Genomic DNA, 21262 nt, shown 5'->3' on the forward strand with positions numbered 1-21262 from the left:
CCGGGCCCTCCGGGCGCTTCCTTCGTTTCCGACTCTATCAGACTCTTTCGTGTCCGATTTCCCTGTCGGCGGGATTCGCTTTCCGGCCTTTCGGCTTTCCGGCGGTTCCGACTCTATCAGATCCTGTCGGGCCTGATTTCCGGTCTCCCGGGTCAAGTCGGTTTGTCTTCCCGGCTGTTGGGCCGTTCCGACGAGTGAGACTTTAGCGGAATCCCGGCCCCCGATGCCAATCGGCTGCGTCCTTATCGAACGCGGATTCCTCATTTCGCAAAAGTGCACGAAAAACGAAACGACGATGATCGTCGTTCGGATCAAGTGGTTGGTGCGGAATGGCTGTCCGGGGACCGACCGGAGTCGGCGCTCACGTCGGACAACTCGGAGAACACTACGTACGGGCCAAGTACGTGTCAACCCCGGCCCGGGGGCCGTACGAGTGGTCCTCGGCGGGGGCCCCGACGGCCCTCCGGGCGGGGGTGCGGGCAGCGGTCCGGGCAGGGGTTCGGACGGGGGTTCGGGCCGGGGCTCAGCCGTTGCCCGAGGCCAGTTCGCGACTGCGGTCGCGGGCAGCTTCCAGGGCGGCGATCAGGGCGGCCCGTACGCCGTGGTTCTCCAGTTCGCGGATCGCGCTGATCGTGGTGCCCGCCGGGGAGGTGACCGCCTCGCGCAGCTTGACGGGGTGTTCGCCGCTGTCGCGGAGCATCACGGCGGCGCCGATGGCGGCCTGCACGATGAGGTCGTGGGCCTGGGCGCGCGGCAGGCCGAGCAGGATGCCCGCGTCCGTCATCGCCTCGACCAGGTAGTAGAAGTACGCCGGGCCGGAGCCGGAGAGTGCCGTGGCGGCGTCCTGCTGGGACTCCGGGACGCGCAGGGTCTTGCCGACGCCGCCGAAGATCTCCTCCGTATGGGCGAGATGGGTCGGGGTCGCGTGGCTGCCCGCGCTGATGACGGACATGCCCTCGTCGACGAGGACGGGGGTGTTCGGCATGACGCGGACGACCGGGGTGTTCGGCGCGAGCCGTTCCTCGATGAACGCGGTGGGGATGCCGGCGGCGGCGCTGATGACCAGGCGGTCGGGGGCGACGTGCGGGGTGAGCTCGTCGAGGAGGCGGCCCATGTCCTGGGGCTTCACGGCGAGGATCAGGGTGTCGGCGCGCTTGGCGGCGTCCGCGTTGCTGACGGAGTCGACGCCGTAACGGGTGCGCAGCTCCTCGGCGCGTTCCGGGCGGCGGGCGGTGACCAGGAGGTTCGCGGGGTTCCAGCCGGCGCGGATCATCCCGCTCAGGAGGGCTTCACCGATCTTGCCGGTGCCGAGGACTGCGACGGTGTGGGTCATGCGGTCACCCTCCGGGTGGTGCGGGGTCGCTCCGTGGTGCGGGGTCTGGCTTCGTCATCCTCGCACCGTGCGGGCCGTGGGGGCGTGGGGTGTCCGAAGGGCGGTACGGGGTGGTTGCCGTGTTCCGTACGCGCTTCAGGAGGTGCGGCGGCGCAGGGTCGCGGCGCCCAGGGCCAGGACCAGCAGGGCGCAGGCGGCGACGATCAGGATGTCGCGGGCGAACGTGGTGGTCGGGTCGGGGTGGTGGACGATCTGGGTCATCGCGTCGACCGCGTACGACATGGGCAGGGCGTTCGAGACGGCGTGCAGGGCGGGCTGCATGGAGTCGCGCGGGGTGAGCAGGCCGCAGAGCAGCAGCTGGGGGAAGATCACGGCCGGCATGAATTGCACCGCCTGGTACTCGGAGGCCGCGAAGGCCGAGACGAAGAGGCCGAGGGCCGTGCCCAGGAGGGCGTCGAGCAGGGCCACCAGCAGGAGGAGCCACGGGGAGCCGAGGACGTCCAGGCCCAGGACCCAGAGGGAGACGCCGGTGGCCAGGGCCGACTGGACGACGGCGAGCAGGCCGAAGGCGAGGGCGTAGCCCGCGATGAGGTCGCCCTTGGCGAGCGGCATGGCGAGGAGGCGTTCGAGGGTGCCGGAGGTGCGTTCGCGCAGGGTGGCGATCGACGTCACCAGGAACATCGTGATCAGCGGGAAGATCCCGAGCAGGGACGCGCCGATGTCGTCGAAGGTGCGGGGCGAGGCGTCGAACACGTATCGCAGCAGCGTGACCATCGCGACGGGGACGAGGACCAGGAGCGCGATGGTGCGGGGGTCGTGGCGGAGCTGGCGGAGGACGCGGGCGGTGGTGGCGAGGGTGCGGGCGGGGGTGGGGGTGGTGCGGGCGGTGGTGGTGGGGGTGATCCGCCGGGTCGGGGTCGGGGTGGTCGTGGTCGTGGTCCGGGCCGTGGGGGTCGGGGTCGGGGTGGTCATCGTGCTGCCTCCTTCTCGGGGGGCGGGGTGCGGTCGTCGAGGTCCGCCTCGTCCACGAGGGCCAGGAAGGCCTCTTCCACGGTGGCCGTGCCGGTACGGGTGCGGAGGGCTTCGGGGGTGTCCTGGGCCAGGATCCGGCCGTCGCGCATCAGGAGCAGGCTGTGGCAGCGCTCGGCCTCGTCCATGACGTGCGAGGAGACCAGGATCGTGGTGCCCCGGTCGGCGGCGATGGCGTGGAAGAGGTTCCACAGGTCGCGGCGCAGGACGGGGTCGAGGCCGACGGTCGGTTCGTCGAGGACGAGCAGCTCAGGGGTGCCGAGCAGGGCGACCGCGAGGGACACGCGGCTGCGCTGGCCGCCGGAGAGGCGGCCCGCGAGGGTGTCGGCGTGGGTGGTGAGGGCGACGTCCGTGATGGCGCGGTCCACGGCGGTGGTGCGGGTTTTCCGGTGGGGGCGGCCGGGGTGGAGTACGGCGGCGAAGTACTCCAGGTTCTGACGTACCGTCAGGTCGTCGTATACGGAGGGTGATTGGGTGACGTACCCGATCAGGGGGCGCAGGGCCGGGGAGCCGGCGGGGCGGCCGAGGACGGTGAGTTCGCCGGTGACCTTGGCCTGGGTGCCGACAATGGACCGCATCAGGGTCGACTTTCCGCAGCCGGAGGGGCCGAGGAGGCCGGTGATGCGGGCTTGGGGGGCGGTGAAGTGGAGGTCTTTGAGGACGGGGTGGGGGCCTCGGGTGACGGTTAGGGATGTGGCGGTTAGGGCGGGGGGTGGGGGTGGGTCTGGGGTGGGGTTTGGAGTCGGGCTGGGGTCCGGGGTCGGGTCCGGGGTGTAATTCATCATGTGTTGAATATTGCGTGGGGTGGGGGTGGGCGTCAAGGTGGGTGGGAGGTGCGGGGGTGTTGGTTCTCCCCGCCCCGCCCCTTCCCGAAAGCCCTCGGCGGGCGGCCGGGGGCGGACTCATCTGCGGGCCGGTGGGGGCTGGTCGCGCAGTTCCCCGCGCCCCTGAAGGCACGGGGCCTGCGGCCCCTGTGCCCCTCAGAGGGGCGGTGCCGAGGGGCGCGGACAACGACGCGAACGGCGAGTAAAGGGGCAAAGGGGCAGATGACTGGCGGCGGCCGAAAGGCGGGGCCCTCCGCCCGAGGGACTGGAGGCGCCTGCCCAAGGGCGCGAGGAACCGCGCGCCCAGCCCAGCACAGCCCGCAGACGCCAACCGGTTACGCCCCACCCGGCCCATCAGCGGCACGGGGAACTCCGCGCCCAAGCGCCCACCGACCCACAGACAAACACCGGGCCCCAGGTGCACGGGGTCTGAGCGCCCAGCCCAGCTCGGCCCGCAGCCGGACACGGGTTAGGGGCGCGGGGAACTGCGCCACCAACCCACCACCACCCGCACACGGACACGGGCTGAGGGGCGCGGGGAACTGCGCGAGCAACCCTCCACTGCTCGCAGACGGACACCGACTCAGGGGCGCGGGCGATCCTCCGTCACCCGCACACGAACGCGGGTTAAGGGTGCGGGGAAGTGCGTGAGCGGGGCGTCGTAGGGGGCGGGTGGGCAGGTGGCGGCCGTGGGCTTGGGGAGGTGGCGATCAGGGCGCCACGTATGTCCGCGCACGGGCGAAGGTGCAGCGGGATCTGCCCGGCGTTGTCCACAGGTTGTGGATTGGTCGCTGCGGAACGGCCGGAGGGGGCTAGCCTCGCTTCGGCCGCTTCTTCCCCTTGCGGCGTTCGTGGCGCTTCAGGGCCTCCTCGTACTCCCTGCGGTGCAGGGTCTCGCCGGGGGCCTCGCGGAGGGCTCGGAAGGCGTACGCCACCAGGGAGCCGACGAAGCCGATCGCCTTCAGGCCCTGGAGGGAGCGTTCGCGTTCGGGGTCCGTGGGGCGGGCCGAGAAGCCCTCCCAGGTCTTGCGGAACGCCATCGCGCTGCACAGCGCGAACATCACCACGACCAGGACGGTCACGAAGGCGCCGGTGTCCGCGATCTGGAGGCCCTGGTAGGCGAAGCGCAGCACGAAGCACGCCGCCACCGCCGCCACCAGCGCGCCGACCGCCACGCCGGCGCGGCGCAGACCGTAGCCGCCGTCGTGGTCGACCCACGTCGTGCCGAAGAAGCGGATGGGCTCGGGCTCGGGGCCGCTCGCGCCCGTACCGCCGGCGTTCTGGTCGCTCATGGGGTCGATTATCCCTGCTGCCGGGGAACGGCTAGCCGCAGCGGACCGCCACGTACCCGTCGCTGCCCGTCCGTACGTACGCGTCGGACACGTACTGTCCATTGGCGATGTTGTCCCAGATGTTCGACGTGCCGTACGGGCCGGCGACCGTCGTACCGGGGCACTGGCAGTTGATCGGGACGCTCACCCCGGTGGGGAGCACCTTGACCACGGGGTAGCCCGTGCCGGGGCCGCTGCGGACGTTCAGCTGTACGCCCGGCGCCACCGGGTACCGCTTCGTCGTCGTCTCGCTCTGCACGCTCTCCACGCTCTGCACGCCCGCGAGCTCGTCCGTAGCCATGTCTGGCCTCCCCCGTCACCGTCACTCCGCGTACGCCACGCACGCGACCCGCAGGCTAGCAAGCCCCTCGGGTCTCGCACGCATCATCGACTAGGCTCCGAGCGTCGCGCTCGGGGACGAACACACGGGGGTGGGCGATGCCGCCGTTGCGCAGCACGGGGCCGGGTCCGGAAGCGGAACGTCCGGGGGTGCCGGAGTACGCCGGGCAGTATCGGCTGGAGTCGACGCTCGGCTCCGGCGGCATGGGTGTGGTCCGGCTGGCCGCGTCCGCCTCCGGCCTGCGTCTGGCCGTCAAGGTCGTCCACGCCGAGCATGCCAAGGACCCCGAGTTCAGGGCGCGGTTCCGGCAGGAGGTGTCGGCTGCGCGGCGGGTGAGCGGCGCGTTCACCGCGTCCGTCGTCGACGCCGATCCGACCGCCGCGCGGCCCTGGATGGCCACCCTCTACATCCCCGGGCCCACCCTCGCCGAGGAAGTGAAGCGGAACGGGCCGCTGGACGCCTCGCAGGTACGGCGGCTGGGGGCCGGGCTCGCCGAGGCGCTGCGGGACATCCACCGGGCCGGGGTCGTCCACCGCGACCTCAAGCCGAGCAACGTGCTGCTCGCCGCCGACGGGCCGAAGGTCATCGACTTCGGCATCTCGCGCCCGTACGACAGCGATCTGCGCACCGAGACCGGGAAGCTGATCGGTACGCCGCCGTTCATGGCGCCCGAGCAGTTCCAGGCGCCGCGCGAGGTGGGGCCCGCCGCCGACGTCTTCGCGATGGGCGCGGTGCTGGTGCACGCGGCGACGGGGAACGGGCCGTTCGACTCCGAGAGCCACTACATCGTGGCGTACCAGGTCGTCCACAACGAGCCCGATCTGAGCGGGGTTCCCGACGACCTCGTTCCGGTGCTGAGCGCTTGTCTCGCCAAGAAGCCCGAGGACCGGCCCACGCCGGACGAGCTGATGGCGGAGCTGCGCTCGGCGGCGTACGGGACCGAGGCCTTCATTCCGACCCAGCGTTTCAGCAACCCGGTGGAGAAGGTGCCGGGGCGGCCCTGGCCGGGCGGGGAGCAGGACGGCTCCGACGTGCCGACCCACCGGCGGGAGGCCGCGCCGCCCCCGGACGCTCCCCGGCGGGAGGCGCGTCGGCCGCTGCGGTGGGCCGCCGCCGCTGCCGCGCTGGTGGCGGTGGTCGCGGGCGCGGTGGTGGGCGTACGGATGGCCGGGGGCGGGGACGGCGGGGATGGCGGGGACGGGGGTGCTTCGCGGGGGGTGGAGGCGTCGGCGGGAGCGGGGCGGGCGTTCACGCCGTGGGTGGTGCCGCTCGCCGGACGCGGGAGCGGGAACCGTACGCCGGCCTGCTCCCTCGGCGGCGGGGCGCTGTACTGCGCCGCGCCCGGGGTCACCGCCGCCCGGCTCGATCCGGCGAGCGGGCGCGTCCTGTGGTCGGTGAGGGCCACGGGGGCGGCGGCGCGGGTGGCCGACGACGGGCAGCCCCGGATCTCCGGCGGGCTCGTCCTCGTGGCGCCGCCGGGCGCGGGCCGTATCGAGGCGCTCGACCCGGCGACGGGCGCCAGACGCTGGACCCGCCCGGTTCCGGCACACGGGGCCCTCGCCTTCGGGGACACGTCCGTCCTGTTCACCACCGGCGGCGGCGAGGTGCGCTGCCTCGACAGCGCGAGCGGCGAGGAGCGCTGGCGCGGGCGGCCCGCCGCCGCGAACGCGCAGTGGGTGGCGGCGCCCGGCGGCGGCGCGCTGTACGCCGTGTCGGTGGCCCCGGATGCGGCGACCTCGCTGGTCAGCGCTGTGGCGCCGGATACCGGGAAGGTGCTCTGGACCAAGCGGCTGCCGGGCTCGCTGGGGGCGGTGGGGGCGAGCGGGGGCGCGCTCACGCTGCTGGCGGTGGACGCGGACAGCTTCACTACGGCGGTGGTGCGCCTGGACACCGCGAGCGCGGCCCGGACCGTCCGCCGTGCCGCGCTGCCCGCTCCGGTCGACCAGGCGCAGGCGGCGGTCGACGGGGACACCGTGTACGTGTTCGGGGCGGGCGGGGCGTTGCTGGCGGTGGACACCCGGCGGGGTGCGCAGGTGTGGCGCCTGGAGACGGGGGCCGCGCGGGCGTCGCGGCCGGTGGTGGGGGGTGGCCGGGTGTATGTGACGGCTTCGGACGGGCGGTTGCTGGCGGTGGATGCGGGGCGGGGGGTGCTGGTGGGGCAGACCGGGCCGCGGATGGCGTCGGGGCGCGACACCTTTGCGGCGAGTCTGCCGGCGCCGGTGGTGGGGGTTGATTCGGGGGTGGGGGTTGGTGACGGTCCCGGTGCGGGGGTGCCTTCGGGCCGGGGTGCCGGTGCCGTGGTGTACGGGAGCGCGCCCGACGGGGTCGTGTTCGGGGTGCGGGCGGGGGCGCTGGGCGGGGGGTGAGGGGGGCCTGCCGGGCCGGGGTGCCGCTGTGCCCACCCGTGCCGCCCCTAGCGGCACGACTGCCCACAGCGGGGGGGTGTTGGGGCGTGGCGTTCGTCTGCGGGTCGTGGGTGGCTTAGCGCGCTGCCAGGGGTTCGTCTACCGGCCGGTGGTGGGCTGGTCGCGCAGTTCCCCGCGCCCCTTAGGGGGTTGGGCTCGGCGCGGAAGGCGCTTGCGGGCGGGCTGCAAAGTTCGTCTGCGGGTCGTGGGTGGCTCAGCGCGCAGCCAGGGGCTCGTCTACCGGCCGGTGGTGGGCTGCTCGCGCAGTTCCCCGCGCCCCTTAGGCGGTTGGGCTCGGCCCGGAAGGCGCCTGCGGGCGGGCTGCGGAGTTCGTCTGCGGGTCGTGGGTGGCTGAGCGCGCAGTTCCCCGCGCCCCCAGGTAGTTAGGGGCGCGGGGAACTGCGCGAGCAACCCAGCACGGTCCGCAGACGAAGGAAGCGGGGTGCAGGGGCCGCAGGCCCCGCGAAGGAGACCCGGGCGAAGCCCGCAGGGACCAGGGCGCAGCCCCGTACCGAAGCCCGGGCGCAGCCCGCCGGAAGAGGCCGGGGCAGCCCGCATGGAAGCCCGGAGCGCAGCCCCGCGGGGAATGGGGGCGCAGCCTCACGAGGGTGGGGGCGCAGCCCGCCGGAAGAGGCCGGAGGCAGCCCGTACGGGAGCCCGGGGCGTGGTCCCATGCGGGGGGGGGATGGGGCTCAGCCCCGCGCGGGGACGGGGTCAGGTCAGTTTGGAGACGTCTCGGACTGCTCCCCTGTCCGCGCTCGTCGCCATCGCCGCGTACGCCCGCAGCGCCGCCGACACCTTGCGCTCGCGCGACCTCGGCGCGTACACCCCGCCCAGCGCCGCCCGGCGTTCCGTCAGTTCGGCCTCGGGGACGAGGAGTTCGATCGTACGGCTGGGGATGTCGATGCGGATGCGGTCGCCGTCCTCGACCAGGGCGATCGTGCCGCCGGACGCCGCCTCGGGCGAGGCGTGGCCGATGGACAGGCCCGACGTGCCGCCGGAGAAACGGCCGTCGGTGACCAGCGCGCAGGACTTGCCCAGACCCCGGCCCTTGAGGAACGACGTCGGGTAGAGCATCTCCTGCATGCCCGGGCCGCCCTTGGGGCCCTCGTACCGGATGACGACGACGTCGCCCTCCTTGACCTCCTTACGGAGGATCTTGTCAACCGCCTCGTCCTGCGACTCGCAGACCACCGCCGGGCCCTCGAACGTCCAGATGGACTCGTCGACGCCGGCCGTCTTCACGACGCAGCCGTCCTCGGCCAGGTTGCCGCGCAGGACCGCGAGGCCGCCGTCCTTGGAGTACGCGTGGGCGGCGTCGCGGATGCAGCCGCCCGCCGCGTCGGTGTCGAGCGTTTCCCACCGCTTGGACTGGGAGAACGCGGTCGCCGAACGCTCGCAGCCGGGCGCCGCGTGCCACAGCTCGACGGCCTCCGGCGTCGCCGAGCCCCCGCGCACGTCCCACGCGTCCAGCCACTCCTTGATGGAGCGGGAGTGGACGGTGTGGACGTCCTCGTTCAGCAGGCCCGCGCGGTAGAGCTCGCCGAGGATGGCGGGGATGCCGCCGGCGCGGTGGACGTCCTCCATGTAGTACGTGGTCGTGGGCGCCAGGTTGGGCGCGACCTTGGCCAGGCACGGGACGCGGCGCGAGACGGCGTCGATGTCCTTGAGGTCGTACGTGAGGTCGGCCTCCTGCGCGGCGGCGAGCAGGTGCAGGATCGTGTTGGTGGAGCCGCCCATGGCGATGTCGAGGGCCATGGCGTTCTCGAACGCCGCGCGCGTGGCGATGGAGCGGGGCAGGACGGAGGCGTCGTCCTGCTCGTAGTACCGCTGGGTGATGTCGACGACCGTGCGGGCCGCGTTCTCGTACAGGGCGCGGCGGGCGGTGTGGGTGGCGAGGACGGAGCCGTTGCCGGGCAGGCTCAGGCCGATGGCCTCGGTGAGGCAGTTCATCGAGTTGGCGGTGAACATGCCGGAACAGCTGCCGCAGGTGGGGCAGGCGTTCTCCTCGATGCGCAGGACGTCCTCGTCGGAGATCTTCTCGTTGGCGGCGTCGACCATGGCGTCGATCAGGTCGAGCTTGCGGACGGTGCCGTCGACGAGGGTGGCCTGGCCGGCCTCCATGGGGCCGCCGGAGACGAAGACGGTGGGGATGTTGAGGCGCATGGCGGCCATCAGCATGCCGGGGGTGATCTTGTCGCAGTTGGAGATGCAGATGAGGGCGTCCGCGCAGTGCGCCTCGACCATGTACTCCACGCTGTCCGCGATCAGGTCGCGGGAGGGCAGGCTGTAGAGCATGCCGCCGTGACCCATCGCGATGCCGTCGTCGACCGCGATGGTGTTGAACTCGCGGGGGACGGCGCCCGCGGCCAGGATCGCGTCGGAGACGATGCGGCCGACGGGGGCGAGGTGGGTGTGCCCGGGCACGAACTCGGTGAAGCTGTTCGCCACGGCGATGATCGGCTTGCCGATGTCCGCGCCGGCTACGCCCGAGGCGCGCATCAGGGCGCGGGCGCCGGCCATGTTGCGGCCGTGGGTGACGGTGCGGGACCTCAGCTCGGGCATTGCGGTCGCTCCTCAGCATCCAGATAGCCGGATCGGGCTGCTTCGAGCGTACGCCTCGACTCCAGGATCCGGACAGCTCGTCCGGATGGCGGGACACCAGTTCGCCATACGGTCAGGTGCGGGCTCTTCGTCCCCCGCACCCCCAGCGGGCCCGCGCCCCTGCACCCCCTGCCCCCGTCCCCCTCACCCCGGATCCGTCAAATACCTCTGCAACGTCGGCGCCACCATCCGTACGATCTCCTCCGGGTCCGTCGACGCCAGTGGCTCCACCTTGATCACATAGCGCAGGACGGCGATCCCCACCATGTGCGAGGCCGCCAGTTCCGCGCGGAACCGGGGGGCGGGGACCTTCAGCTCGGCCGCGACGCGCTCCAGGACGCGGCGCAGGACGAGCGTGCGCAGGACCTTGGCCGCCGCCTCGTGGGTGAGGGCCGAGCGGAAGACCGCCAGGAGCTGCGCGCGCGTGGCGGGGTTCTCCCAGACCTCGATGAAGTAGCGGGCCATGCGCTCGCCGACGCCGTCGAGGGAGCCGTCGCCGACCACCGCGGGGGCCGGCTGGACCGGCTCCAGGGTCATCTCCACCGCCGCCTCGAACACCTCGTCCTTGGTGCCGAAGTAGTGGTGGACCAGCGCCGCGTCCACCCCGGCCGCCTTGGCGATGCCGCGGACCGAGGTCTTGTCGTAGCCGCGCTCGGCGAACTCGGCGCGGGCCGCCTCCAGGATGCGCTGGCGCGCGCCGGGGCCGCTGTCGGCCTGCGCGCGCGGGGGGCGGCCCCGGCGGCGCGGGGCGGGGGCGGACGCGGATCCGGTCACCGGCGCACCTTGGACGCCAGGTGCAGCCGGGTGAAGGCGAGCGCCTCCGCGAGGTCGGCCTCGCGTTCGGCCGCGGACATGGCCCGGCGGGTGTTGACCTCGATGACGACGTGGCCGCCGAAGCCGGTGCGGGCGAGCCCTTCGAGGAGCTCGGCGCACGGCTGGTTGCCCCGGCCCGGGACGAGGTGCTCGTCCTTGGCCGAGCCCTTGCCGTCGGCGAGGTGGACGTGGGCGAGCCGGTCGCCCATGCGGTCGACGAGCGCCATCGCGTCCGTGCGGGCGGTCGCGGCGTGCGAGAGATCGACCGTGAAGTGCCGGTAGTCGTCTTTGGTGACGTCCCAGTCGGGTGCGTAGGCGAGCATCTCGCGGTCGCGGTAGCGCCACGGGTACATGTTCTCGACGGCGAACCGTACGTCCGTCTCGTCGGCCATCCGCCAGATGCCGGTGACGAAGTCGCGGGCGTACTGGCGCTGCCAGCGGAACGGCGGGTGCACCACCACGGTGGAGGCGCCCAGCTTCTCGGCCGCGGCTCTCGCCCGCTGGAGCTTCACCCACGGGTCGGTCGACCAGACCCGCTGGGTGATCAGCAGACAGGGGGCGTGAACGGCCAGGATCGGCACCTGGTGGTAGTCCGAGAGCCGTCGCAGGGCCTCGATGTCCTGGCTGACCGGGTCGGTCCAGACCATGACCTCGACACCGTCGTACCCCAGGCGTGCGGCGATCTCGAAGGCCGTCGCCGTCGACTCCGGATAGACCGAAGCCGTCGACAGGGCGACCTTCGCATCCGGGATGCGCACTACTGGTTCTGCCACGGAGACAGCCTACGGGCACCCACCACAGGGGCCGCGAGGGGACCGTCCACCTGGCCGGAACCCGACGCCCGCGCCGCCCCCGGCGCCCCGGCCGCCCCGCCCGTCATCCCACCGGCAGCTGGTCGAGGTGGCGCAGGATCACGCCCTCGCGCAGCGCCCACGGACAGATCTCCAGCTCCTCCACGCCGAACAGGTCCATCGCCCCCTCGGCCACCAGCGCCCCCGCGAGCAGCTGGCGCGCCCGGCCCTCGGAGACGCCCGGCAGCGTGGCCCGCTGCTCGGTGGTCATCGCGGCGAGCTTGGGCACCCACTCCTCCAGCGCCTTGTGGCTCAGGGTGCGCTGGACGTACACGCCCTCGGTGGAGCGGGCGGCGCCGGCGATCCTGGCGAGCTGCTTGAAGGTCTTGGAGGTGGCGACCACGTGGTCGGGGGAGCCGGTGCGGGCGAACTCGCCGACCGTGCGGGCGATCTGCGCGCGCACGTGGCGGCGCAGGGCCCGGACGTCGGAGGGGTCGGGCGGGTCGCCGGGGAGCCAGGCCGCGGTGAGCCGGCCGGCGCCCAGCGGCAGCGACACGGCCGCGACCGGCTCCTCGTCGATCCCGTACGCGACTTCCAGGGAGCCGCCGCCGATGTCCAGGAGCAGCAGTTTCCCGGCCGACCAGCCGTACCAGCGGCGGGCCGCGAGGAAGGTGAGGCGGGCCTCCTCCTCGCCGGACAGGACGCCGAGGTCGACCCCGGTCTCCTCCTTGACCCGGCCGATCACCAGGTCGGCGTTGCTCGCCTCGCGCACCGCGGAGGTGGCGAACGGGAGCATCTCCTCGACGCCCTTGTCCTCGGCCGCGATCAGCGCGGTGCTGACCGTGGCCACCAGCCGGTCGACGCCCTCCGGTCCGATCGCACCGTCCTCGTCGAGGAGTTCGGCGAGCCTCAGCTCGGCCTTGTGCGAGTACGCGGGCAGCGGCGCGGCACCGGCGTGCGCGTCCACCACCAGCAGGTGAACCGTGTTCGACCCCACATCGAGGACTCCGAGTCTCATGAGCTGAACGCTACTGCGGTCGCGGACATACGCTTGTCCCGTGCCAAAGACGAAAAAGGCGAAGCCGGGCAAAGCCAAGCCCCCCAGGACTCCCGGACAGCGGGCGGACGAGCAGGGGGTCGACTTCCCGCGCGCGTGGGTGGAGTTCCCCGACCCCGCCGACGACGAACAGGTCTTCCGCTGCGACCTGACGTGGCTGACCTCGCGGTGGACGTGTGTGTTCGGCAGCGGCTGCCAGGGCATCCAGGCGGGCCGTGCCGACGACGGCTGCTGCACGCTCGGCGCGCACTTCTCGGACGAGGACGACGAGAAGCGCGTGGCGGCGCACGTGGCGCGGCTCACGCCGGAGCTGTGGCAGTTCCACGACGAGGGAACGCAGAGCGGCTGGGTCCAGCTCGATGACGACGGTGAGCGGCAGACCCGCAGGTGGGAAGGTTCCTGCATCTTCCAGAACCGGCCCGGGTTCGCGGGCGGCGCGGGCTGTTCGCTGCACATCCTGGCGCTGCGCGAGGGCAAGGAGCCGCTGGAGACCAAGCCGGACGTCTGCTGGCAGCTGCCGGTGCGGCGCACCTACGACTGGATCGACCGGCCGGACGAGACGCGGGTGCTCCAGATCTCCATCGGTGAGTACGACCGGCGCGGCTGGGGCCCTGGCGGCCACGACCTGCACTGGTGGTGCACCTCGGCGACCTCGGCGCACGGCGCGGGCGAGCCGGTCTACGTGACCTACCGGCCGGAGCTGACGGAGCTGATGGGCAAGGAGGCGTACGACGTGCTCGTGGGCCTGTGCGAGGCGCGGCTCGCCTCCGCGCTGCCGCTGGTGGCACCGCACCCGGCGGACCCGCCCCGCTGACGGCCGCGTGCCCGGCCCCGGCCCCGGCCTCATGAGGGCTGCGGCGGGGGCGCCGTGCCGCTGGGGCTGTCCGGCGGTGTGGTGGGCGCCGTCGGGGTCGGTGACGGCGGGGTCGGGGTGGGCGCGGGGCTGGTCGGCGTCGGGGAGTCGGGCGGCGTCGTCGGCGGCGTCGGGTCCGGCTCGGACGGGGTGTCCTGGTCGGGGTCGGGCGAGGCGGGCGGGATGGCCCGGGTGCCCGGCCCCACCCCGGTGATCCGGACGACCGCGCCCGAGGGCCGCACGCCGACCTGGGCCGACCAGTGGCCGCGCGGTTCGCGCGCGTGGTCGACCGACACGTACACCGTGACGCTGCCGCCCGCCTCCAGCGTCCCGCTCGTGCCGCTGAAGACGAGCCAGGGCGCGTTCGTCCACAGCGACCAGCTCACGGGGGCGTCGTCGCTCGCGGTGAGCGTGAGGACCGTGACACTCCCCTGCGAGCGGGCCGAGACGGTGAGCTCGCCCGGGCCGGTGGGACTGGGGGAGCCGGGGCTGACGACCTCCACGGAGACGTCGGCGGGGGGACGGCCGCCGGGGCTGACGCGGGGGTCGGGGTCGGTGCGGGCGTTGCCCGCGTTCTCGTAGCGCTCGTACGGCAGCCCGTCCAGGCCGCCGGAGCTGTCGGCCTCGCTGGCGGTGATCTTGGCGCCGTCGGGGGACTCGCCGGTCGCGGGGGCGCCCCGGTAGGCGGCCCAGAGCGCGAAGGCGGGCGCGGCCACGACCGTGGCCACCACCGTGGTCGTCACGGCACGCGCGCGCAGCCGGTCCCGGCGGGCCGCCCGGTCCTTGGGGTCCATCGGGAAGCCGGACCGGTCGAAGCGGGGGGCGCCGCCGCGGGTCCTGGGGACGTGGAGCATCGCCGTGTACGCCGCCGCGCGCGGCGCCTCGGCCAGCGGCAGCGCGGCCGGGGTGACCGAGGAGCCCGGCCAGGGTCCGGCGGCGCCCGCGCGCTCGGCGGCGCGGCGGCAGCGCGGACAGTCGTCGACGTGCCGGACCAGCTCGCGGCGCAGGGCCGCCGAGAGCAGCACCTGGTGGTCGCCGGTGAGGCGGGCGACCGTCGGGCAGCCGCCGGTCTCGACGACGGCGAGCGCGGCCCGGGTCCGCTCGACCTCGCAGGCACCGGCCGCGAGCAGTTCGCGGGCGGCCGGGTAGCTCATGCCGAGGACCGAGGCGACCTCGCGGGGGCCCAGCTGGTGGCGGACGGCGAGCTCCAGGGCCTCGCGCTGCTCGGGAGTGGTGCCGGCGGCCTCGGGCCAGGCGAGCAGCGCCAGTTCGCGGCGCCGGCGCTCGGCCTCCTCGGGCGCCACGGAGGCGGCCGAGGCCGGCTCGGCGGGCTGTGGGCGGCCGGTGTGGGCGCCCTTGCGGGCCCGTTTGCGCTCGGCGAGCTTGCGCAGACAGGACCAGCGCGCCAGCGCGTACAGCCACGCCTTGCGCTCGGCCTCGGTGTCGGGGCAGCGCGCGTGCTGCCGCTCGGAGACGGCGAGGACGTCACCGAGGACGTGGACGGCCTCGTCGTGGTCGCAGAGCACGGACAGGCAGTACGTGAACAGGCCGTCGAGATACGCCTCGTAGCGCGCGGGCGGGCGCTGGGTCAACGTCCGGGGCGAGCGGCGCTGCGCCCGGTGTGCGCCGGTGGTGTGCGTGGGGTGATCCAGACCGCTGCTCTTCACCCGGCGAAGGTAGGCGCAGGATCCCGCGTCCTTCGTGCCGCTTGAGCACATTTACTCCTTACGGGTGAAGGTATCCCTCAAAAGGGGACAGGAACCGTGTCCTCCATCGCGGAGGCTTGCCTTCCCCGGTGCGGAACGTTGCCTTCCCCCTTGTGGGGGAACGGCGTACGGCCTTGTGGGGTACCGGCCGGGGAACGGCCTCCGGCGGTGGACACGGGCCGCGCGGGGGCCGCCGCCCGGCGGGAGTGTCAGTGGGCGCCGCTACGGTGACGTCATGGCTACCCGTACGAAATCCGCCAAGGACCGGCCGTCCTACCGCTGCACCGAATGCGGCTGGACGACCGCCAAGTGGCTCGGCCGCTGCCCCGAGTGCCAGGCCTGGGGGACGGTCGAGGAGTACGGCGCGCCCGCCGTGCGGACCACGGCGGCGGGCCGGGTCTCCACCGCCGCGCTGCCGATCGGCCAGGTGGACGCCCGCCAGGCCACCGCCCGCTCGACCGGTGTCGCCGAGCTGGACCGCGTCCTGGGCGGCGGGCTCGTGCCGGGCGCGGTGGTGCTGCTGGCCGGGGAGCCGGGCGTCGGCAAGTCCACGCTGCTGCTCGACGTCGCCGCCAAGGCGGCCCGCGAGGAGCACCCCACGCTCTATGTGACGGGCGAGGAGTCCGCGAGCCAGGTCCGGCTGCGGGCCGACCGGATCAACGCCCTCAACGACCATCTGTACCTGGCGGCCGAGACGGACCTCTCCGCGGTCCTGGGCCATCTGGACGCGGTCAAGCCGTCCCTGCTCGTCCTCGACTCCGTGCAGACCGTGGCCTCTCCGGAGATCGACGGGGCGCCCGGCGGCATGGCGCAGGTGCGCGAGGTGGCGGGCGCGCTGATCCGGGCCTCCAAGGAGCGCGGGATGGCGACGCTGCTGGTCGGCCATGTGACCAAGGACGGGGCGATCGCGGGCCCCCGTCTGCTCGAACACCTCGTGGACGTGGTCCTCTCCTTCGAGGGCGACCGGCACGCGCGTCTGCGCCTGGTGCGCGGCGTGAAGAACCGGTACGGGGCGACGGACGAGGTGGGCTGCTTCGAGCTGCACGACGAGGGCATCACGGGCCTGACCGACCCCTCGGGCCTCTTCCTCACCCGCCGGGACGAGCCCGTGCCGGGCACGTGCCTGACCGTGACCCTGGAGGGCCGCAGGCCCCTGGTGGCCGAGGTCCAGGCGCTCACGGTGGACTCCCAGATCCCCTCCCCCCGGCGCACCACGTCCGGTCTGGAGACCTCCCGGGTCTCGATGATGCTGGCGGTCCTGGAGCAGCGCGGGCGGATCACGGCGCTGGGCAAGCGCGACATCTACAGCGCCACGGTCGGCGGCGTGAAGCTCTCCGAGCCCGCGGCGGACCTGGCGATCGCCCTCGCGCTGGCGTCGGCCGCGAGCGACACCCCGCTGCCGAAGAACCTGGTGGCGATCGGAGAGGTGGGGCTCGCGGGCGAGGTCAGAAGGGTCACGGGCGTCCAGCGCCGGCTGGCCGAGGCCCACCGCCTGGGCTTCACGCACGCGCTGGTGCCGTCCGACCCGGGGAAGGTCCCGGCCGGTATGAAGGTCACGGAAGTCGCCGACATGGGGGACGCCCTGCGGGTGCTGCCGCGCGGGCGTCGGGCCGAGGCCCCGCGGGCGGAGGAGGAGCGCCGGTAGACTTTGCCGTCGAACGTCTGCGACCGGAGGAGTGCAGTGGCAGCCAACGACCGGGCAGCGGGATCCGGAAAGTCCGGCACAGGCTCCGGCAACGAAGCGCTGATGCGTGCCGCGCTGAGCGCGGTCGCGCCCGGCACCGCACTCCGTGACGGCCTGGAGCGCATCCTGCGGGGCAACACGGGCGGCCTGATCGTGCTCGGCCTCGACAAGACCGTCGACTCGATGTGCACGGGCGGCTTCGTCCTGGACGTGGAGTTCGCCGCGACGCGGCTGCGCGAGCTGTGCAAGCTCGACGGCGCGCTCGTCCTCGACAAGGACATCACCAAGATCCACCGCGCCGGGGTCCAGCTGGTCCCCGACGCCGACATCCCCACCGAGGAGACGGGCACCCGCCACCGCACGGCGGACCGGGTCTCCAAGCAGTGCAACTTCCCGGTGGTCTCGGTCTCCCAGTCCATGCGCCTGATCGCGCTGTACGTGAACGGGGAGCGCCGGGTCCTGGAGGAGTCGGCGGCGATCCTGTCGCGGGCGAACCAGGCGCTGGCCACGCTGGAGCGCTACAAGCTGCGCCTGGACGAGGTGGCCGGCACGCTCTCCGCCCTGGAGATCGAGGACCTGGTGACGGTCCGGGACGTCACGGCGGTCGCCCAGCGCCTGGAGATGGTCCGCCGGATCGCCACGGAAATCGCCGAGTACGTGGTGGAGTTGGGCACCGACGGCCGGCTGCTCTCGCTCCAGCTGGACGAGCTGATCGCGGGCGTCGAGCCCGAGCGGGAGCTGGTGGTCCGGGACTACGTGCCCGAGCCGACGGCGAAGCGCTCGCGGACGGTGGCCGAGGCACTCACGGAACTGAACGACCTCACCCATGCGGAGCTGCTCGAACTGCCCATAGTAGCGAGGGCGTTGGGGTACAGCGGCTCGCCCGAGACGCTGGACTCCGCGGTCTCGCCCCGCGGGTACCGCCTCCTGGCCAAGGTGCCCCGGCTGCCCGGGGCGATCATCGAGCGCCTGGTGGAGCACTTCGGCGGGCTCCAGAAGCTGCTGGCGGCCTCGGTGGACGATCTCCAGACCGTCGACGGGGTCGGGGAGGCGCGGGCGCGGAGTGTGCGCGAAGGGCTTTCGCGGCTCGCGGAGTCGTCGATTCTGGAGCGGTACGTGTAGGTGCGTGTGGGTGGGGTGCACCTGGCGGGTGGGGTGCGGTGGTGCCCGGGGGCGCCTGTGGGCTGCGGCCTGTTGGTGCCCGGGGGGTGTTTTCCCCCACCCCGCCCCTTCCCGAAAGCCCTCTGGCGGGCGGCCGGGGCTTCGGCCGGGGGCCGGGACCTTCCCCGCGGGCCGGTGGGGGTTGCTCGCGCAGTTCCCCGCGCCCCTTCTGGGCCGGGACGTCGACTGCGGACCGTGGGTGGCTGAGCGCGCGGTTCCCCGCGCCCCTTCCAAGCCCGGACGCCGACTCCGGACCGTGGGGGTTGCTCGCGCGGTTCCCCGCGCCCCTTCCAAGCCCGGACGCCGTCTGCGGACCGTGGGTGGCTGAGCGCGCGGTTCCCCGCGCCCCTGGGCGCTCGGGGGCGCGGGGAACTGCGCGAGCAAGCCTCCACGGCCCGCAGACAAAGAAGGGCGCAGGGGCGCCGGCCCTCCGCGCCTGTTCTCAGTCCTTCGCCAGGGAGAACGGGGCCCGGGCCACCGGGAGGCCCGTCGCCTGGACCTCGAACAGGTACGTGCCGGGGGCGGGCGCGCCCGGCGCCGGCGTCGCGCACCGCGCCGCGCTGCGCGACCGGTCCCACGCCACCACCCGCGTCACCGTCGCCTTGCCCGGCACCTGGAACAGCTCGCTCGCCGCTCCGTTCACGCAGTCGTCCGACGCCCACACCTTGTCGTCGCCGGAGTCCGTCACCACCAGGACCGCCCCCTTGGGGCCGAGGTCCGCCTTGCAGGTGGAGTCGGCCATGTTCTCGACGGAGATGACGACCTGCGGCTTCTCCCCGGGCGCGTAGGTGTTCTTCAGGCTGTGGACCGTCAGCTTCAGCTGGCCCGGCGCGCAGACCGGCAGCGAGGACCCGGCGGGCACCTGGCGTGCCGTACCGCCGCCACCACCGCCGCCGCCCGAGGAGCCGCCGCCCACGGCGCCCGCGCCGCCCCCCGAGCCCGAACTCCCGCCGTCCACGCCCCCGTTGCCGCCGCCCCCGTCGGCCGACGAACCCGCCGTACCGCCGGAGGAAGCACCGGAGGAGGAACCACCGGAGGAGCCCGAGGACGAGGCGCCCGGGGTCTCGTCACGGCCGCCCGGCGCCGTACTGATCGCCGGGCCCGAGCTGCCGGGCCCCGGCGTGATCGAGGGGGCCGGGTGGGCGCCCTTGTCGTTGCCGCCGCCCTTGCCGCCGCCCCCGCCACCAGAACTGACGGCCCATAGGATCACCACCGCGAGCAGCGCGAGCAGGGACAGCGCGACTGCCCTCCGTCGCCAGTAGATGGAGGAGGGAAGCGGCCCGACCGGATTGCGCAGAGATCCCACGAGCGAAACTCTACGAGAGTTCCGCCCCAACTCCCGCCCCACCCGCCGCTCGGCGCCCGCAACTTTTCCGGATCATCATCCCGGAAGGCGATGTTCCATACTGTCCGTCACCATGGATAGCGATCTCTACCGCGACATCACCGACTTCGCCCACGACACGCCCTCGTGGATGCAGCACTTCGTCGAGCTCTGGACGGAGGTGGGACTGGTCCTGTTCGGCGTGCTCTTCGTCGCCTGCTGGTGGCGGGCGCGCCGGGCGGACCCGACGGCGATGGCGCTGGCGCTGCTCGCCCCGCTGGCGACCGCCGTCGCGTACATCTCCAGCGAGGTGATCAAGACACTGGTGGTCGAGGAGCGCCCCTGCCGCGCGGTCAAGGGCGCCGCCACTTCCCTCATCACCTGCCCGGTCAACGGCGACTGGTCCTTCCCGTCCAACCACGCCACCATCGCGGGCGGCGCGGCCGTCGCCCTCGCGCTGGCCTGGCCGCGCATCTGGGCGCTGACGGTGCCGATGGCGCTGGCGATGGCCTTCTCGCGGGTGTACGTCGGCGTGCACTACCCGCACGACGTGGCGGTCGGCCTGCTGCTCGGCACGGCCGTCGCGGTCGTCTTCGCCAAGGCCGGTACGCGCCCGGTGCGCTCCCTCGTCGAGTCGATGCGGGCGAGCGGCAACGGCGCCGCCCTGTGGCTGTCCGGACCGGGCGCGCCGCTGCACGCCCGCCGCTGAGCGGCCCGCCGTACCCGCCGCACCCCCGTTCCGTGCCAGGATCGGGGGTGCCATGACGACGATGCCGACGACCGACCCCGACACGGTCTCCCCCGACGCTCTCCACACCCCCGTTCTCGGGTGGTTCGACCAACACGCGCGCGACCTGCCCTGGCGCCGTCCCGAGGCCGGTGCCTGGGGGGTGATGGTCAGCGAGTTCATGCTCCAGCAGACGCCCGTGAGCCGGGTCCTGCCGGTGTACGAGCAGTGGCTGGCCCGCTGGCCGCGCCCCGCCGACCTGGCCGCCGACGCCCCGGGCGAGGCCGTCCGCGCCTGGGGCCGCCTGGGCTACCCGCGCCGCGCGCTGCGCCTGCACGGCGCCGCGGTGGCGATAACGGAACGGCACGGCGGTGACGTGCCGCGCGACCACGGGCAGCTGCTGGCGCTGCCCGGCATCGGCGAGTACACGGCCGCCGCGGTCGCCTCCTTCGCGTACGGGCAGCGCCACCCGGTCCTGGACACCAACGTCCGCCGGGTCTTCGCGCGTGCCGTCACGGGCGTGCAGTACCCGCCGACCGCCACCACCGCCGCCGAGCGGCGCCTGGCCCGCGCGCTGCTGCCCGACGACGAGGCGCGCGCGGCCCGCTGGGCGGCCGCCTCGATGGAGCTGGGCGCGCTGGTGTGCACGGCCCGCAACGAGGACTGCGGGCGCTGCCCGATCGCCGCGAGCTGCGCCTGGCGCCTGGCCGGCAAGCCCGCGCACGACGGCCCGCCGCGCCGCGGCCAGACGTACGCCGGGACCGACCGCCAGGTGCGCGGCAAGCTGCTGGCCGTGCTGCGCGAGGCGATGGATCCGGTACCGCAGGCGGCGCTGGACGCGGTGTGGCACGAACCGGTGCAGCGGGCCCGCGCGCTGGACGGGCTGGTCGCGGACGGGCTCGTGGAGCCGCTCGCGGACGGCGTGTACCGGCTGCCGCTGACCTGACCTGAACTGAACTGTCCGGGCCCGCGCCACGGGTTTGTGTAACGAGCCTGGGAACGGGTTCGTGTAACGGGCTTCTGTAACGGTCCCCGTCACGGGCTTCGCGACACACGCCGGCCCCGTTCCCGACGGAGTGTCACGACAGCGGAACTCCAGGTCAGGCAGGGCCTGTTGACCGGCGAGGACCCGGCGCGGGATCGCTCTCCGTCACCGCGGGAACACGCGCCTACCCCGCGAAAACACCGGCCAAACCTTCGTTGTTACACAACCGATGGCTCACCGTGCGCCCCCCGACGGCTGCTCCGCACAGGCCCGTGACAACGGCTCCGTAGGTTCA

At 73.6% G+C, this 21262-nt stretch carries 17 protein-coding genes; 6 read left to right on the forward strand and 11 right to left on the reverse strand.

Translation table 11 applies throughout. The annotated features are described in order from the left end of the window. Positions 1–523: 523 nt before the first annotated feature. The 5 genes from proC to AC069K_RS29270 form a co-directional block, all read right to left on the reverse strand. Complete coding sequence (gene proC, locus AC069K_RS29250) at positions 524–1333, reverse strand: pyrroline-5-carboxylate reductase (protein WP_358837815.1); 810 nt, start codon at positions 1331–1333, stop codon at positions 524–526. Positions 1334–1468: 135 nt separating this feature from the next. Continuing rightward, positions 1469–2305, reverse strand: coding sequence for an ABC transporter permease (locus AC069K_RS29255; RefSeq protein WP_478621400.1), 837 nt, complete (start codon positions 2303–2305; stop codon positions 1469–1471). Continuing rightward, on the reverse strand, positions 2302–3147 hold the full coding sequence (locus AC069K_RS29260) for an ABC transporter ATP-binding protein (RefSeq protein WP_478621402.1): 846 nt from the start codon (positions 3145–3147) through the stop codon (positions 2302–2304). Before AC069K_RS29260 ends, AC069K_RS29255 begins: the two co-directional genes overlap by 4 nt. Positions 3148–3998: 851 nt before the next feature. Continuing rightward, complete coding sequence (locus tag AC069K_RS29265) at positions 3999–4478, reverse strand: hypothetical protein (RefSeq protein WP_478621404.1); 480 nt, start codon at positions 4476–4478, stop codon at positions 3999–4001. Positions 4479–4509: 31 nt separating this feature from the next. Next, complete coding sequence (locus AC069K_RS29270) at positions 4510–4818, reverse strand: peptidase (protein WP_365114538.1); 309 nt, start codon at positions 4816–4818, stop codon at positions 4510–4512. Between the two features lie 188 nt (positions 4819–5006). Between AC069K_RS29270 and AC069K_RS29275 the strand changes: the two genes are divergently transcribed. Further along, complete coding sequence (locus AC069K_RS29275; protein WP_478621406.1) at positions 5007–7223, forward strand: serine/threonine-protein kinase; 2217 nt, start codon at positions 5007–5009, stop codon at positions 7221–7223. A gap of 753 nt (positions 7224–7976) precedes the next feature. Here the strand turns inward: AC069K_RS29275 and ilvD are convergent. The 4 genes from ilvD to AC069K_RS29295 form a co-directional block, all read right to left on the reverse strand. Next, complete coding sequence (gene ilvD, locus AC069K_RS29280; RefSeq protein ID WP_478621408.1) at positions 7977–9827, reverse strand: dihydroxy-acid dehydratase; 1851 nt, start codon at positions 9825–9827, stop codon at positions 7977–7979. 183 nt (positions 9828–10010) lie between these two features. Beyond that, positions 10011–10640 carry a TetR/AcrR family transcriptional regulator gene (locus tag AC069K_RS29285; RefSeq protein ID WP_365100184.1) on the reverse strand — a complete coding sequence of 210 codons (630 nt, stop codon included), beginning with the start codon at positions 10638–10640 and terminating at the stop codon, positions 10011–10013. After that, positions 10637–11452 (reverse strand): sugar phosphate isomerase/epimerase family protein, encoded by an 816-nt coding sequence (locus tag AC069K_RS29290; protein ID WP_358836341.1) that lies wholly within the window; start codon positions 11450–11452, stop codon positions 10637–10639. The genes AC069K_RS29285 and AC069K_RS29290 overlap by 4 nt, the downstream gene beginning before the upstream one ends. A gap of 103 nt (positions 11453–11555) precedes the next feature. Next, the gene (locus AC069K_RS29295; RefSeq protein ID WP_358836340.1) at positions 11556–12488 is read right to left on the reverse strand and encodes a Ppx/GppA family phosphatase; all 933 of its coding nucleotides are present in this window, start codon (positions 12486–12488) and stop codon (positions 11556–11558) included. 40 nt (positions 12489–12528) lie between these two features. Here AC069K_RS29295 and AC069K_RS29300 point away from each other — a divergent pair, with 40 nt between their 5' ends. After that, entirely contained in the window at positions 12529–13341 is an 813-nt protein-coding gene (locus AC069K_RS29300) for a DUF3109 family protein (protein WP_365100182.1), read from the forward strand. 29 nt (positions 13342–13370) lie between these two features. On the opposite strand, the gene AC069K_RS29305 is transcribed toward AC069K_RS29300, so the two are convergent. After that, on the reverse strand, positions 13371–15047 hold the full coding sequence (locus AC069K_RS29305; RefSeq protein WP_478621412.1) for a hypothetical protein: 1677 nt from the start codon (positions 15045–15047) through the stop codon (positions 13371–13373). 274 nt (positions 15048–15321) lie between these two features. On the opposite strand from AC069K_RS29305, the gene radA reads away from it, so the two are divergent. Continuing rightward, positions 15322–16731 carry a DNA repair protein RadA gene (gene radA, locus AC069K_RS29310; RefSeq protein WP_358836337.1) on the forward strand — a complete coding sequence of 470 codons (1410 nt, stop codon included), beginning with the start codon at positions 15322–15324 and terminating at the stop codon, positions 16729–16731. Positions 16732–16767: 36 nt separating this feature from the next. Beyond that, entirely contained in the window at positions 16768–17892 is a 1125-nt protein-coding gene (disA, locus tag AC069K_RS29315) for a DNA integrity scanning diadenylate cyclase DisA (protein WP_188272952.1), read from the forward strand. Between the two features lie 481 nt (positions 17893–18373). On the opposite strand, the gene AC069K_RS29320 is transcribed toward disA, so the two are convergent. Then, on the reverse strand, positions 18374–19237 hold the full coding sequence (locus AC069K_RS29320) for a hypothetical protein (protein ID WP_478621415.1): 864 nt from the start codon (positions 19235–19237) through the stop codon (positions 18374–18376). A 112-nt stretch (positions 19238–19349) separates the two neighbouring features. On the opposite strand from AC069K_RS29320, the gene AC069K_RS29325 reads away from it, so the two are divergent. Together AC069K_RS29325 and AC069K_RS29330 are read left to right on the forward strand one after the other, a co-directional pair. Then, positions 19350–19964 carry a phosphatase PAP2 family protein gene (locus tag AC069K_RS29325; RefSeq protein ID WP_358832520.1) on the forward strand — a complete coding sequence of 205 codons (615 nt, stop codon included), beginning with the start codon at positions 19350–19352 and terminating at the stop codon, positions 19962–19964. 52 nt (positions 19965–20016) lie between these two features. Further along, complete coding sequence (locus tag AC069K_RS29330) at positions 20017–20928, forward strand: HhH-GPD family protein (RefSeq protein WP_478621418.1); 912 nt, start codon at positions 20017–20019, stop codon at positions 20926–20928. The last annotated feature ends 334 nt before the right edge of the window (positions 20929–21262 follow it).

This window comes from Streptomyces sp. NPDC043908, from assembly GCF_056435525.1.